The 13,208-nt window shown below is 72.7% G+C and carries 12 protein-coding genes and 1 riboswitch; of the genes, 10 read left to right on the plus strand and 2 right to left on the minus strand.

Going from position 1 to position 13,208, the window contains the following annotated elements:
• The first annotated feature begins 16 nt into the window (after window positions 1-16).
• Window positions 17-691 carry a GNAT family N-acetyltransferase gene (locus ACFC0Z_RS24560; RefSeq protein ID WP_376441757.1) on the plus strand — a complete coding sequence of 225 codons (675 nt, stop codon included), beginning with the start codon at window positions 17-19 and terminating at the stop codon, window positions 689-691.
• Entirely contained in the window at window positions 688-1,092 is a 405-nt protein-coding gene (locus tag ACFC0Z_RS24565) for a hypothetical protein (RefSeq protein ID WP_376441760.1), read from the plus strand. The genes ACFC0Z_RS24560 and ACFC0Z_RS24565 overlap by 4 nt, the downstream gene beginning before the upstream one ends.
• Here ACFC0Z_RS24565 and ACFC0Z_RS24570 read toward each other — a convergent pair.
• Entirely contained in the window at window positions 1,067-3,310 is a 2,244-nt protein-coding gene (locus ACFC0Z_RS24570; protein ID WP_376441762.1) for a YfhO family protein, read from the minus strand. The two genes, ACFC0Z_RS24565 and ACFC0Z_RS24570, sit on opposite strands and share 26 nt — an antisense overlap.
• Window positions 3,311-3,436: 126 nt before the next feature.
• Between ACFC0Z_RS24570 and ACFC0Z_RS24575 the strand changes: the two genes are divergently transcribed.
• The 4 genes from ACFC0Z_RS24575 to ACFC0Z_RS24590 all read left to right on the plus strand — a co-directional run bounded on the left by ACFC0Z_RS24575 (window position 3,437) and on the right by ACFC0Z_RS24590 (window position 6,443).
• Window positions 3,437-4,432: a glycosyltransferase family 2 protein gene (locus ACFC0Z_RS24575; protein ID WP_376441765.1), complete on the plus strand. Its 996-nt coding sequence runs from the start codon at window positions 3,437-3,439 to the stop codon at window positions 4,430-4,432.
• Window positions 4,433-4,512: 80 nt separating this feature from the next.
• Window positions 4,513-5,166, plus strand: coding sequence for a SurA N-terminal domain-containing protein (locus ACFC0Z_RS24580; protein WP_376441768.1), 654 nt, complete (start codon window positions 4,513-4,515; stop codon window positions 5,164-5,166).
• Between the two features lie 42 nt (window positions 5,167-5,208).
• A complete protein-coding gene (locus ACFC0Z_RS24585; RefSeq protein WP_376441770.1) occupies window positions 5,209-6,168 on the plus strand; it encodes a nucleoside triphosphate pyrophosphohydrolase in 960 nt (319 codons plus the stop codon).
• Window positions 6,165-6,443: a hypothetical protein gene (locus ACFC0Z_RS24590; RefSeq protein WP_376441773.1), complete on the plus strand. Its 279-nt coding sequence runs from the start codon at window positions 6,165-6,167 to the stop codon at window positions 6,441-6,443. The genes ACFC0Z_RS24585 and ACFC0Z_RS24590 overlap by 4 nt, the downstream gene beginning before the upstream one ends.
• A gap of 62 nt (window positions 6,444-6,505) precedes the next feature.
• Here the strand turns inward: ACFC0Z_RS24590 and ACFC0Z_RS24595 are convergent, their stop codons facing one another.
• Window positions 6,506-7,729 carry a globin domain-containing protein gene (locus tag ACFC0Z_RS24595; protein WP_376441776.1) on the minus strand — a complete coding sequence of 408 codons (1,224 nt, stop codon included), beginning with the start codon at window positions 7,727-7,729 and terminating at the stop codon, window positions 6,506-6,508.
• Between the two features lie 54 nt (window positions 7,730-7,783).
• On the opposite strand from ACFC0Z_RS24595, the gene ACFC0Z_RS24600 reads away from it, so the two are divergent.
• From ACFC0Z_RS24600 to eno, 4 genes are all read left to right on the plus strand, one after another.
• Window positions 7,784-9,043, plus strand: a complete 1,260-nt coding sequence (locus ACFC0Z_RS24600) for a cytochrome P450 (RefSeq protein WP_376441779.1) — start codon at window positions 7,784-7,786, stop codon at window positions 9,041-9,043.
• A gap of 130 nt (window positions 9,044-9,173) precedes the next feature.
• Window positions 9,174-10,358: a transglycosylase family protein gene (locus tag ACFC0Z_RS24605; RefSeq protein ID WP_376441781.1), complete on the plus strand. Its 1,185-nt coding sequence runs from the start codon at window positions 9,174-9,176 to the stop codon at window positions 10,356-10,358.
• 257 nt (window positions 10,359-10,615) lie between these two features.
• Window positions 10,616-10,786, plus strand: a riboswitch (cyclic di-AMP (ydaO/yuaA leader).
• A 3-nt stretch (window positions 10,787-10,789) separates the two neighbouring features.
• Window positions 10,790-11,596 (plus strand): transglycosylase family protein, encoded by an 807-nt coding sequence (locus tag ACFC0Z_RS24610; RefSeq protein ID WP_376441784.1) that lies wholly within the window; start codon window positions 10,790-10,792, stop codon window positions 11,594-11,596.
• A 275-nt stretch (window positions 11,597-11,871) separates the two neighbouring features.
• The gene (eno, locus tag ACFC0Z_RS24615) at window positions 11,872-13,158 is read left to right on the plus strand and encodes a phosphopyruvate hydratase (protein ID WP_376441787.1); all 1,287 of its coding nucleotides are present in this window, start codon (window positions 11,872-11,874) and stop codon (window positions 13,156-13,158) included.
• Window positions 13,159-13,208 lie beyond the last annotated feature (50 nt).

The raw sequence follows: 13,208 nt of genomic DNA on the forward strand, positions 1-13,208 counted from the left end.
AGGCCAGACTCACCCCATGATCACCGACCACTGGCCGCTCGCGGCCCTCCGCGTCCGGTCCCCCCGCCTGGAGCTCCGCCTCCCCACCGAGGACGAGCTCGCCGAGGTGGCCGACGTCGCCGCGCGGGGCATCGACGAGCCCGGCGCCCGCCGGTTCCTGATGCCGTGGACGGACCTGCCGCCCGCCGAACGGGCCCGGCACGTCGTCCAGCTGCACTGGAGCCGCCTCGGCCGGTGGACCCCGCAGCACTGGGAACTGAACCTCGTCGCCTTCCACGAGGGCCGCCCCGTCGGCATCCAGGACGTCCGGGCCGTGGACTTCGGCCTCCGCCGCGAGATCGTCTCCGGCTCCTGGCTCGGCCGCGACCACCAGGGCAAGGGCCTCGGCACCGAGATGCGCGTCGCGATGCTGCACCTGGCCTTCGCCGAACTCGGCACGGTCGCGGCGACCACGGCCTCCTTCGCCGACAACCACGCCCCCCTGGCCGTCTCCCGCAAACTCGGCTACCGCCCCGACGGCATCACCCGCGACGCCCTGGACGGCCAGGTCGTCGAATCCCTCCGCCTCCGCCTCCACCACGAGGACTGGACCCCCGAAGCCCACCCCCCGGTGACCGTGACGGGCCTCAAGGGCTGCGAGCCCTTCTTCGGCATCGACACCTTCGGCCCGGCGGGCGACGGCCGGCGGTGAGCTGGGACGTCTATGTCTTCAGGTTCGTGGACGGCGAGCTCGCCGCCCTGGACGCCGGCCGCTTCCGCCAGGTGATCGAGCCGGACGCCGTGGGGTACGAGCCCGGCCTGGGCTGCGTCGGTGTCCGCGCGGCGGACGGGAGCACGGCGGACGTCTACGCGGACACCGAAGGCCCCGAGGGCCTGATGTCCGTGTGCTTCACGCACCTCCAGGTCGGCGGCGCGACCGACGTGCTCGTCCGGGTCGCCGAGACGCTCGACGCGGTGATCGTGCCCGCCGGCTGCCCCGTCTTCCTCTTCCGCGAGGAGCAGCGGCGCCACCTCCCTCCGGAGTTCCGGGAGGAGGCCGTCGTCCTCCCCGCCACCGGCGCGGCCTTCACCGAGGCCGTCGTCCGGGGGTGAGCAGGAGGGCGAGCAGGAGGAGGGCCGCGCCCGCCGCGATCGCCAGGCCCGCCGTCAGGCCCGGTGGGCGGAAGGCGCACTCCACCCGGCCCGCGCTCGCCGGGACGGCCAGGAGGCCGCCGTACGAGAGGGTCGGGTGGTTCCCGCAGTCCCAGCCCGTGATCGCCGGCGTCGCGAAGACCACCGTGCCGGTCGCCGTGGGCGGGACCGTCGCCTCGATGCCGGACGCCGTGGGGCGGATGTCCGTCGCCGCGCGGGAACGAAGAGCCGCCACCACCCGGCGAAGACGGTCGCGGTCCAGGCAGGCCAGTTCTCCGGACGGGGGGCGCCCGGCGCCCCAGGCCGTCATCGCCGCGCTCCGCTTCGGGCGGCCGCCTTGGAGGTCCCGTGCGTCCGGGGCCCACACGTAGGCCTCCGTGCCCGTCCGGCACGCGCCCGCGTGCGGAGCCTCGTACACCCGTGTTCCGAGGAGCAGTTCCTGGTTCCGGAAGGGGGACGGGCCGTAGGTCGGGGGTGGGCCGGGTGGGCGGATCGTCGCCAGGGGGAGGTACGTGTCCGTGCGGACCACCGTGCCGTCCCGCCACCGCGCCCCCACCCCGAACAGCGCGTCCGTCACCGGGTTGTCGAGGCTCAGCAGGTTCCGGCCCCGTGAGGTCCAGCCGCCGCCGAGCGCGGTCAGCGTCTCCGTCAGTACCGCCGGGGTGTGGCTGCTGTAGTAGGCCGCGCCCTGGCCGCCGAGGAGGAGCGGGTCGTTGCCCGCGAAACGGGGGAGCCCGGAGTCCGTGCGGTACTCCGGCCAGCCGTCCGCCGCCGCCAGCGCGGCGGCCCGCCGCTGCTCCGCCGGGCCGAGCGGCGGGTAGTCGTCGAGCCGGGCGAGCCGTTCCCGGTCCGCGTACGCCTCCGTCGCCGCCGCCTGCCCGAGGAGGGTCCCGGTGACGAGGAGCGCGGCGAGCAGCCCGTACCGGCCCCGGCGGGGGAGGAGGAGCGCCCCCGCCACCGCCGCCAGGCCCGCGCCCGCGAGCAGCAGCGACCAGGAGGTGAGGAGCGGGCTCGGCAGCGCCCCGGCGGTCAGCGCCAGGACGACCGCCACCCCGCCGAGCAGCGCCCGCCGGTCCGGGAGGCCGTGCGCGAGGCCGGTCCACGCCGTGAGGACGAGGACGCCGGCGAGGACGAAGGTCTGCCGGTACGGGCTGCCGTTCGGCGTCGCGAAGACGTGCCAGATGAGGTGGGTGGGGGTCCACTGGAGCGAGAGCGCCACCGCCGCGCACAGGGCGGGCCACCCCCACCGCTCCCTCCCCGGTACGTCCTTCCGGAACAGCAGCGTCGCCGCCAGCAGCGGCACCGTCGTGGTCACGAAGGCCGCCGGGGTCGCGAAGCCGTACGTCGCCGGGAGCAGCCGGGCCAGGACGTCCGTACCGGCCGCCGGGTCGAAGTCCCGGACCACGCCCGGGTGGGCGTGGCGCGAGCCGAGGAAGACGGGGAGGAGGACGGGGGCGGCGAGGCCGATCCCGAGGCCGGTCGTCACCGCCGCCCGGAGCACCGCCCGGAGGGCCGTGCGCCACGAGAAGTCCGGAGCCAGGCGCACCGCGAGCACGAGCGCCGCGCCGAGCGTCGCCATGTACGCCGTGTAGAAGTTCGCGACCCAGCAGACGGCGACCACCACCGGTCCCAGGAGCGGCCGCCTTCCCTCCCGTACCCACTCGCCCACCAGGCAGAGGAGCGGGAAGGCGACGAGGCCGTCCAGCCACATGGGGTTGTACGTGCCCTCCGCGAGCGACCACCCGCACAGCGCGTACGCCGCGCCGAGCACCGACGCCCACCACCACACCCCCGCCGGGCCCGTCCGCCGCAGCAGGAACGTCATCGCCGCCGCCGCGACCGCCGTCTTCAGGACGGTGATCGCGTACACCGCGTACTCGATGTCCGCGCGCGGGAAGAGCGCGACGAGCGGCGCGAAGGGGCTGGACAGGTAGATGCCGTAGTCCGGCAGGAAGCTCGTGCCCCAGCCCGCCTGCCAGTCGAGCAGCGGCCCGCCGTCGGCGCGGCCCCGCAGCAGGTCCCAGAGGTGCGCGTGGAAGGGCACGAACTGGTTGGCGAGGTCGTTGACGGACCGCCGCCGCGGCCCGAAGGGGAAGACCCGGGCGACGGCGTCCCCGCCGCAGACGGCGAGGACGGTCAGGAGGGGGGCGAGGAGGTGCGTGGCTCTGCTGTTCGGCATGACGGGTCGAATATCGCAGCGACCGCCCCGCAAAGGGCCTGTCCGGCAGGCCCGTTCACGCAATGGTCGCCTGCCCGCCATCCCCGTGGACCTGCCGGGTCACCGCGCCCCGGTGTCGTGGGCCGGGTGCTGCTCTCGATCGTGGTCCCGTGCTTCAACGAGGACGACGTCCTCGCCCGCTTCCACTCCCGTGTGAGCGACGAACTCTCCCGTCTCGACGGGGAGTTCGAGCTCGTGTACGTGGACGACGGCAGCCGGGACCGGACGCTTCCGCTCCTGAGGGAGCTCGCCGCCGCCGACCCCGGCCGCGTCCGGTACGTCTCCTTCAGCCGGAACTTCGGCAAGGAGGCCGCCATGCTCGCCGGGCTCCGGCACGCCGTCGGCGACGCCGTCGTGATCATGGACGCCGACCTCCAGCACCCGCCGGAACTCGTCCACCGCATGGTCGCCCTGCACGCCGAGGGGTACGACCAGGTCGTCGCCCGCCGCACCCGCGAGGGGGACCGGGTCACCCGCACCCTCACCGCCCGCCTCTACTACCGGGCCATCAACCGGCTCGTCGACGTCGAACTCGTGGACGGCGTCGGCGACTTCCGGCTGCTCTCCCGGCGCACGGTCGACGCCCTCCTCGGCCTCGGCGAGTACAACCGCTTCTCCAAGGGCCTCTTCGCCTGGGTCGGTTTCCGGACGACGACCTTCTCGTACGAGAACGCCGTCCGCGAACAGGGGCGGTCGAAGTGGAGCTTCGGCAAGCTCCTCAACTACGGGCTCGACGGCCTCCTCTCCTTCAACAACAAGCCGCTGCGGGCCGCCGTCTACCTCGGCCTGCTCCTCGTCGCCCTCGCCGCCGGCTACGCGGCCTGGATCGTCGGGGACGCGCTGGTCAACGGCGTCGAGACGCCCGGCTACGTCACCCTGCTCGTCGCCGTCACCGCCCTCGCCGGCGTCCAGATGGTAATGGTCGGGCTCATCGGCGAGTACGTCGGGCGCATCTATTACGAGGTGAAGCGGCGGCCCCATTACCTCGTGGGAGAGACCGAGGCGGGGGCCGAGAGCGAGGACGAGTCGGGCGGTACCCGTGCGACGGGTGACTCGTTGTGGGAAGCAGTCGCTCCGAAGTAGTGGCTACGGCCCCGGCGACTCCCTACCATCGATCACCGCAAGGTCGTCCAACTGACGCACGACCCGCCCGGGAGGCTCCTGTGCACCGCCGCGAACGCCGCATCGCTCTCTCCGTCTCCGCCGCGCTCCTCGCCGCGGCCCCGTTGCTCACCGCCTGCGGGAGCGACGCCCATCCAGGAGCGGCGGCCGTCGTCGGCGGTGAACGCATCGAGGTCTCCACGCTCCAGGCCCAGGTCAAGGAGGCCCGCGAGGCGCAGCAGGCCTCGCCGCAGGCCGCCCAGCTGCTCCAGACCAGCGGCGACCTCAGCCGCCGCAAGCTCAACGGGCTGATCTTCGACCGGGTCGTCGCCGCCGTCGCCGAGCAGAACGGCGTCGGCGTGACCCGCGCCGAGCTCCAGCAGACCCGCGAGGCCTTCGTCCGCCAGAGCGGCGGCGAGGACCGGCTCGCGGCCGGGCTGCTCCAGGAGCAGGGCGTCGCGCCGGACCAGATCGACGCGGTCGTCCGCCGGAACGTCCTCATGAACAAGATCGCCGAGAAGCTGGGGATCACCGAGTCCCCCGAGGGCCAGAAGAAGCTGACGGACGTGTTCGTCGCCGCCTCGAAGTCCCTCGACATCGACGTGAACCCGCGCTTCGGCGCCTGGGACGACACCCAGGTCCAGCTGGCCACCGCGACCAGCCCGTGGCTGCGGCAGATCAGCCAGGACCAGGGCGCCTCCCCGGCGGGGGCCTGATACCGGCTTCGGCCGGGGGGCGAGGCCGGGTAAGTTCGAGGGGTGACTTCCGAGAGCCCCGGCCGCATCATCCTGCTCACCGCCAGCCACCGCGTGGCGCCCGGACTGCTGTCCTGGCCCGCGTGGCAGGCACTGCACGGAGCCGACCGGGTGCTCTGCCCCGACGCGCACCACCCGCAGCTGCCGTACCTGACGGAGGCCGGGGTCGCCGTCGAGCACCTGCGGCCGACCGCCGAGGAGCTCGTCGCGGCCTGCGCCGGGGGCCGGACCGTCGTCCTGCTGCCCTCTGGCGAGGGCGACGCGGCCCTCACCGACGGCCTCGCCCGGCTCGCCGGCTCCGGCCGGGTCTCCATGCCGGACCTGGAGCTGCTGCCCGGCTCGTACGACCTGCCCGGCGCCCGGCTCCTCGACCTCGTGCAGGTCATGGATCGGGTGCGCCGCGAGTGCCCGTGGACCTCGGAGCAGACCCACGAGGGACTCGCCAAGTACCTCATCGAGGAGGCGTACGAGCTCGTCGAGGCGATCGAGGACGGGGACCGGGAGGAGCTGCGCGAGGAGCTCGGGGACGTCCTCCTCCAGGTCGTCTTCCACGCCCGGATCGCCGAGGAGCACGCGGAGGAGCCGTTCTCCGTGGACGACGTCGCCGGAGCGCTCGTCGAGAAGCTGATCCGCCGCCACCCGCACGTCTACGGGGACGCCGTCGCCGAGACGCCCGAGGACGTCCACGCGCACTGGCAGCGGACCAAGGCGATCGAGAAGCGACGCGAGTCCGTCACCGACGGGGTGCCGCTCGGGCAGCCGGGGCTCGCGCTCGCCGCGAAGCTCGCGGGCCGGGTCCGCGCGGCCGGGCTCGACGTGAAGCTCCCGGAGGGGGAGGGCGTCGGGTACGAGCTCCTCGCCCTCGCGGCGCGCGCCGACGCGGCGGGTGCCGACCCGGAGGCGTCGCTGCGGGCGGCGGCCCGGGCGTACCGGGACGCGATCAGGGCGGCGGAGGGCGTATGAGCCAGGAACGGCGGAAGCCCGCCTTCGCCGAGGCGCCCGGGGTGACGGCGCTGTTGGTGCTCGCCCTCGGCTGGGCGGCGCTGAGCGGCAGTGTCCCGGGGTGGGCGCGGATCGTGTCCGCGGTGCTCGCGGTGGCGGCCGCGGCGGAACTCGCCCGGTTCGCGATCTGGCGGTCGCGCACGCGGGCGGAGGCCAAGGTGGAACCGGAGGCCGAGCCGGAGGCGGAACCGGAGGCTGAGCCGGAGGCCGAGGCCGGGGCGGGCGCCGAGCGCTGACGGGCTCCGCGCGGGTTTCGCGTGCGGCTCGCGTGCGGCTCGCGTACGAGGCGGTGCTTGGTTCAGTAGTCCGCCGGGTGCTCGCGAGGAGCGCGGGCCTCGGGGTTGTGCCAGTGGAGCTGCGGGGGGCCGAGGAGGCGTTCGGCGGCGCTGCTCGGCCGGACGGTGAAGCGGCCGACGGAGGGCACTGAGTCGTGGTGGATCCGTCCGGGGCCGACGCCCAGTCCTTCGAGGCACTCGGCGACCTCGGTGAGGAAGCCGGGCGGTCCGGCGAGGTAGACGTCGTGCGCGGGCCACTGCTCGCAGGCTTCGAGGGCCGCGAGCAGCCGCTCGGTCGCCTGGTCGCGGCGGCGCCCGGGGGCCGCCGCGATGTAGACGACCCGGAGGCCGGGGAGACGTTCCTTCAGGGCCTCGGCGTCCGGACGGGCGTACAGGTGCTCCTTGGCGCGGGCCACGACGAACAGCCGGCCTTCGATCTCGGGCTCGGTCTCGGCGGCCTCCTCCAGGAGGGCCTTCACCGGTGCCCAGCCCGTACCGGCGCATATATACGTGCGCAGCCCGCCCGGGGGAGTGCGGGCGGTGACCGCGCCGCCGGCGGAGCTGAGCCGCAGGACCTCGCCGGGCCCGGTGTCCTCGACGAGCGCGGTGCTCATCGCGCCGCCGGGGATCCGGCTCACGTGGAGGTCGACGGTGCCGTCGGCGCGGGGCGCGTTCGCGAGGGAGTACGTGCGCCAGACGCGGGGGACCCGGAGCGAGCTGACACTGACGTACTGCCCGGGGACGTACGGGAGGGGCTGCCGGGGGCGCAGGGTCAGGAGGGCGAGGCTGTCGCCGTACCGCTCGTGGCGGACGACGTCCGCGTCCCACCAGGCGGGCTCCCCGGACCCGGCGGCCTCGTCGGCGCCCGCGAGCATCAGCTCGGAGAGGTGGGTGTACGCCTCGGTCCAGGCCTTCTCCGCCTCGACGGTCCAGGCGGAGCCGGCCGCGTGCGCGAAGGCGGCGACGAGGCTCTCGCCGACGGCGGCGTACAGGCCGGGGGTGGCCAGGAACTTGCGGTGGTCGCGGCCGAGGTGGGCCGCGTAGGCGGCGAGGGCGGGGTCCTCCAGGTGGGTCACCACATGGGTGAGCGCGGCGAAGAGCCGGTCCCGCTGCGGGGTCATGTCCTCGGGGAAGAGCTCGCGTACTCCCGGGTTGTGCCAGAAGAGGTGCGAGTAGAAGAACGTGACGGCGTGTTCGGCCCGTCTCTCGACGATCGCGAACGTACTTCTGAGCAGCTGGGGGTCCACTGACAAGAATCTAGGGCACGGCGGGATCACGCCGATCGCGGGTACGGTCGTCGGGTGAGCACCGTGCCTGTCCCGCCGCCCGCCCCCGAGCTCTTCACCTGGGAGTTCGCGAGCGATCCGTATCCCGCCTACGCCTGGCTGCGGGAGCACGCCCCCGTGCACCGGACGAAGCTGCCGAGCGGGGTCGAGGCCTGGCTCGTGACGCGGTACGCGGACGCCCGGCAGGCCCTGGCGGACCAGCGTCTCTCGAAGAACCCGGCGCACCACGACGAGTCCCCGCACGCCAAGGGGAAGACGGGCATCCCCGGCGAGCGCAAGGCCGAGCTGATGACCCACCTGCTGAACATCGACCCGCCGGACCACACCCGGCTGCGGCGGCTCGTGTCGAAGGCGTTCACCCCGCGCCGGGTCGCGGAGTTCGCGCCGCGCGTGCAGGAGCTGACCGACCGGCTCATCGACTCCTTCGTGGAGAAGGGGAGCGCCGACCTCATCCACGAGTTCGCCTTCCCGCTCCCCATCTACGCGATCTGCGACCTGCTGGGTGTGCCGCCCGAGGACCAGGACGACTTCCGGGACTGGGCCGGGATGATGATCCGGCACGGCGGCGGGCCGCGCGGCGGGGTCGCCCGGTCGGTGAAGAAGATGCGGGGCTATCTCGCGGAGCTGATCCACCGCAAGCGGGAGGAGCCCGGCGACGACCTGATCTCGGGGCTCATCAAGGCCTCCGACCACGGCGAGCACCTCACGGAGAACGAGGCCGCCGCCATGGCCTTCATCATCCTCTTCGCCGGTTTCGAGACGACCGTGAACCTCATCGGCAACGGCGTCTACCAGCTGCTGCGCCGCCCCGAGGAGCGCGAGCGGCTCCAGGCCTCGATCGCGGCGGGGGAGACCGGGCTCCTGGAGACGGGCGTCGAGGAGCTGCTGCGGTTCGACGGCCCGGTCGAGATGGCGACCTGGCGGTACGCGACGCGGGCGCTGACCATCGGCGGGCAGGAGATCCCGGCGGGCGACCCGGTGCTCGTCGTCCTCGCCGCCGCGAACCGCGACCCGGAGCGCTTCACGGACCCGGACGTCCTCGACCTCTCGCGGCGGGACAGCCAGCACCTGGGGTACGGGCACGGGATCCACTACTGCCTGGGGGCGCCGCTCGCCCGCCTGGAGGGGCAGACCGCGCTCGCGACGCTGCTGACTCGCCTGCCGGACCTGCGACTTGCCGCCGATCCGAACGAACTGCGGTGGCGCGGCGGGCTCATCATGCGGGGATTGCGCACGCTTCCGGTGGAATTCTCCCCTTCTGGGCGTATTGGGTGAAACACTGGGCTAGTTGACGGTTCGTCAGAACTGTGATCTTCGCGTGATCGGGGCTCCACCGACTTGTGACGAGCGTTCGAATGCCGCTACGTTTCCCGGCAACCTCAGCCGTCACGCGAAAGGCCTCCCTATGCGCTCCGGGAACGGACGACACCGCCGCCCCCGTCAGGCCCCCGCCCTCGTCGTCGCCGCGGGCGTGACCGGGTCCGCCATGGCGCTGCCGCTGCTCGCCACCGGCTCCGCGTCCGCCGCCGACGCCGCCACCTGGGACCGGGTCGCCGAGTGCGAGTCCGGCAGCCAGTGGAGCGCGAACTTCGGCAACGGGATGTACGGCGGTCTCCAGTTCACCCAGGAGAGCTGGGAGCGGAACGGCGGCCTCGCCTACGCGCCCAGCCCCGACCTCGCCAGCCGCGCGCAGCAGATCGCGGTCGCCGACAAGGCGTTCGTCGCCGGCGGCACGGACTGGGCGACCTGCGCGCCGATCGCGGGCCTGAAGAAGGACGGCAAGGCCACCGGGGTCGACCCGGGCCCGGCCACGCCCGCGGAGAGGTCCACGGGGCCCGTGGCGGAGTCCAACCGGACCTCGGGGGCGCCGTCGGCGGCCACGGCGACGCCTTCTGACACCCCCTCCACCGGTACGTCCGCCGGTACGCCGTCGGGCGCGGGCTCCCGTACGCCGGTGACCCCGGAGCGCTCGGTCGCCCCCGCGATCCCCGTCACGCCCGTGACGCCCGCCACCCCCGACGCCTCGGCCACGCCGGACTCCCCGGCGACGTCCGTCACCCCGGGCACGTCCACCCCGCCTGCCACGCCCGGCACGCCCGGCACTCCTGGCACGGGGAAGCCCTCGGACCCCGACGCGCCCGGCACGCCCACCGCCCCGGTCGCGCCCGACGCCTCCGTGACGCCCGTCGCCCCCGGGGCGCCCACCACGCCCGTAACGCCCGGTACGCCCGAATCGCCCGGCGTGTCTCCGGGTGACGCCGCGTCGGTCGCGCCCGGCACCGGCAAGCACCGGGGGGAACCCGCCCCGGAGGAATCCGGCACAACGGACAAGACCGGCACGGCGGACGTGGCGCGGTCCGCGACTGACGCGTCGAAGGATTCGGGCACAACGGACAGTCAGGGCGCTTCGGACGCGTACACGGTGCGACCGGGTGACAACCTGTCGGAGATTGCACAGGAGAACGAACTCCCCGGCGGCTGGAACGCCCTCTACGACGCCAACCGCGGGACGGTGGGGGCCGATCCGGACCACATCCTTCCTGGTCAGAGCCTCGACCTGACGGTCGGTTCGGAGTCGAAGGGGGAGTAGTTCGCGGCTGTATGTCCGGATTTGGGTAAGTGAGACATGGGTCTCTTCACCCCAACTGGCGTGTCACTACCGCGAACTTTGCTTCCGTCACCTCCCACCTGCGCAAACACCCCCCGCCGGAGGGCAAGTAGGGGCGATTTTTCCGCAATGTCGCCCTTTGAGCTTCCGGCGGGCTTGTGCCTATGGTCGTAACCGCTCGCCACCGCGGGCCCCGTCGACCGAAACGCCGAATCCTGCCGTCGGTCGAGGGAACAGTCGTCGCGCAAGCGCCGAAGGCAGGAGTGGGGGACCCAAGGTAAGTGCCGGTCCCGGCCGTTGAGAGACGGCCGAGAACGGCTTGGGGTGAAGCCGCGTGCAAGGACACGCGGCCGGGCAACTTTCCGGCCCGAACCCGACAGCTCACCTCACAGGCGTCGGTGAGGAGAATCCCCATGCTGTTTTCCGCCAAGGGCAAGCACCGTCGTCCCTCCAAGGCCACCCAGGTCGCCGCTCTCGTCGGCGTGACCGGCGTCGCCGTCGCCGCCCCGCTGATGACCGCGGGCACCGCCTCGGCCGCCACCGCCTCCGAGTGGGACCGCGTCGCCGCGTGCGAGTCCGGTGGCAACTGGTCCATCAACACGGGCAACGGCTACTACGGCGGCCTCCAGTTCTCGCCGTCCACCTGGGCCGCGTACGGCGGCACCGCCTACGCCCCGACCGCCAACCAGGCGTCGAAGTCCGCGCAGATCGCCGTCGCCGAGAAGGTTCTCGCGAGCCAGGGCAAGGGCGCGTGGCCGAGCTGTGGCGTGGGTCTCTCCGGCGCCTCGTACTCCGGCGGCTCGTCGAGCTCCTCCAGCTCTTCCAGCTCCTCCAGCTCGTCCTCGAACTCGGGCTCCTCCTCCTACTCCAAGAAGAGCTCCTCCTCTTCTTCGAGCAGCTCCAGCAGCTCGAACGGCTACACCAAGAAGCGCACGGCCGAGCAGCCGACCACCCGCAGCGAGCAGCGCCAGGCCCCGAAGCAGTCGACGCAGCAGTACGCCGCGCCGAAGGCCTCCGCCAAGAAGACCGTCACCACCCCGACCGGCCAGACGGTCAAGAAGGGCGACGGCGAGTACACGGTCAAGGCCGGCGACACGCTCAGCAAGATCGCTCAGGCGCAGGGCGTCACGGGCGGCTGGGCCAAGCTCTTCGACCTGAACAAGGACATCGTCGACAACGCCGACCTCATCTACGTGGGTCAGCAGCTCCACCTGAAGTAAGTCTGACGACGACTCCGCGGTGACCACCCCGGTCCGGCGCGCCCTTCCCCCGTGCGCGCCGGACCGGGGTTCTCCTTTTTCCGGGGCATTCGCCGATTACTGTCCAGTAATTCTCGGGTCCTTCGTCCCGACATGCCCACCCTTGGGCCCTTTTTCGTCCCAGGGGGCGGGCGCACGGCTGGCCGGAGCCCCGGAGACGGTTAGGCTCTTGTCGCAAGGCCAAGCGACCCTGCACCGGACCTTGCGTCACATCCAGCGTCACATCCCAGAAGGAGATGCTCGTGCCGTCCATCGACGTCGTCGTAGCCCGGGAAATCCTGGACTCCCGAGGCAACCCCACGGTCGAGGTCGAGGTCGGCCTCGACGACGGCAGCACCGGCCGTGCTGCTGTTCCGTCCGGCGCCTCCACCGGTGCCTTCGAGGCCATCGAGCTCCGCGACGGTGACCCGAACCGCTACCTCGGCAAGGGTGTCGAGAAGGCCGTCCTCGCCGTCATCGAGCAGATCGGCCCGGAGCTCGTCGGCTACGACGCCACCGAGCAGCGCCTGATCGACCAGGCCATGTTCGACCTGGACGCCACCGAGAACAAGGGCTCGCTCGGCGCGAACGCCATCCTCGGCGTCTCGCTCGCCGTCGCGCACGCCGCCTCCGAGGCGTCCGACCTCCCGCTCTTCCGCTACCTGGGCGGCCCGAACGCGCACCTGCTGCCCGTTCCGATGATGAACATCCTCAACGGTGGGTCGCACGCCGACTCCAACGTCGACATCCAGGAGTTCATGATCGCCCCGATCGGCGCGGAGTCCTTCTCCGAGGCCCTTCGCTGGGGTGCGGAGATCTACCACACGCTCAAGAGCGTGCTGAAGCGCAAGGGCCTCTCCACCGGCCTCGGCGACGAGGGCGGCTTCGCCCCGAACCTCGAGTCGAACCGCGCCGCCCTCGACCTCATCGTCGAGGCCATCAAGGAGGCCGGCTACGCCCCCGGCACAGATGTCGCGCTCGCGCTCGACGTCGCCGCGTCCGAGTTCTACAAGGACGGCAAGTACGAGTTCGAGGGCAAGTCCCGCTCGGCCGCCGAGATGACCGAGTACTACGAGGAGCTCGTCGCCGCGTACCCGATGGTCTCCATCGAGGACCCGCTGTTCGAGGACGACTGGGCGGGCTGGAAGGTCCTCACCGACAAGCTGGGCGCCAAGGTCCAGATCGTCGGCGACGACCTCTTCGTCACCAACCCGGAGCGTCTGGCCCGCGGCATCGAGGAGGGCACCGCGAACGCCCTCCTGGTCAAGGTCAACCAGATCGGTTCGCTGACCGAGACCCTCGACGCCGTCGAGCTCGCCCAGCGCAACGGCTTCAAGTGCATGATGTCCCACCGCTCCGGCGAGACCGAGGACGTCACCATCGCCGACCTCGCCGTCGCCGTGAACTGTGGCCAGATCAAGACCGGCGCCCCGGCCCGCTCGGACCGCGTCGCCAAGTACAACCAGCTCCTGCGCATCGAGGAGATCCTCGATGACGCCGCGGTCTACGCCGGCCGCAGCGCCTTCCCGCGCTTCAAGGGCTGAACACAGCCCTAGGCAGTTCCGTACGTCCCCGTACTCGGTCCCGTACCGTG

The organism is Streptomyces sp. NPDC056144 (genome assembly GCF_042264145.1).
Taxonomy (GTDB): Bacteria; Actinomycetota; Actinomycetes; order Streptomycetales; family Streptomycetaceae; genus Streptomyces.

Bases quoted from the DNA above. Each gene is read 5' to 3' on its own strand.
- ACFC0Z_RS24610 (WP_376441784.1), top strand. From the start codon at position 10,790: ATGCTGTTTTCCGCCAAGGGCAAGCACCGTCGTCCCTCCAAGGCCACC.
- ACFC0Z_RS24590 (WP_376441773.1), top strand. From the start codon at position 6,165: ATGAGCCAGGAACGGCGGAAGCCCGCCTTCGCCGAGGCGCCCGGGGTG.
- eno (WP_376441787.1), top strand. From the start codon at position 11,872: ATGCTCGTGCCGTCCATCGACGTCGTCGTAGCCCGGGAAATCCTGGAC.
- ACFC0Z_RS24560 (WP_376441757.1), top strand. From the start codon at position 17: ATGATCACCGACCACTGGCCGCTCGCGGCCCTCCGCGTCCGGTCCCCC.
- ACFC0Z_RS24570 (WP_376441762.1), bottom strand. From the start codon at position 3,310: ATGCCGAACAGCAGAGCCACGCACCTCCTCGCCCCCCTCCTGACCGTC.
- ACFC0Z_RS24605 (WP_376441781.1), top strand. From the start codon at position 9,174: ATGCGCTCCGGGAACGGACGACACCGCCGCCCCCGTCAGGCCCCCGCC.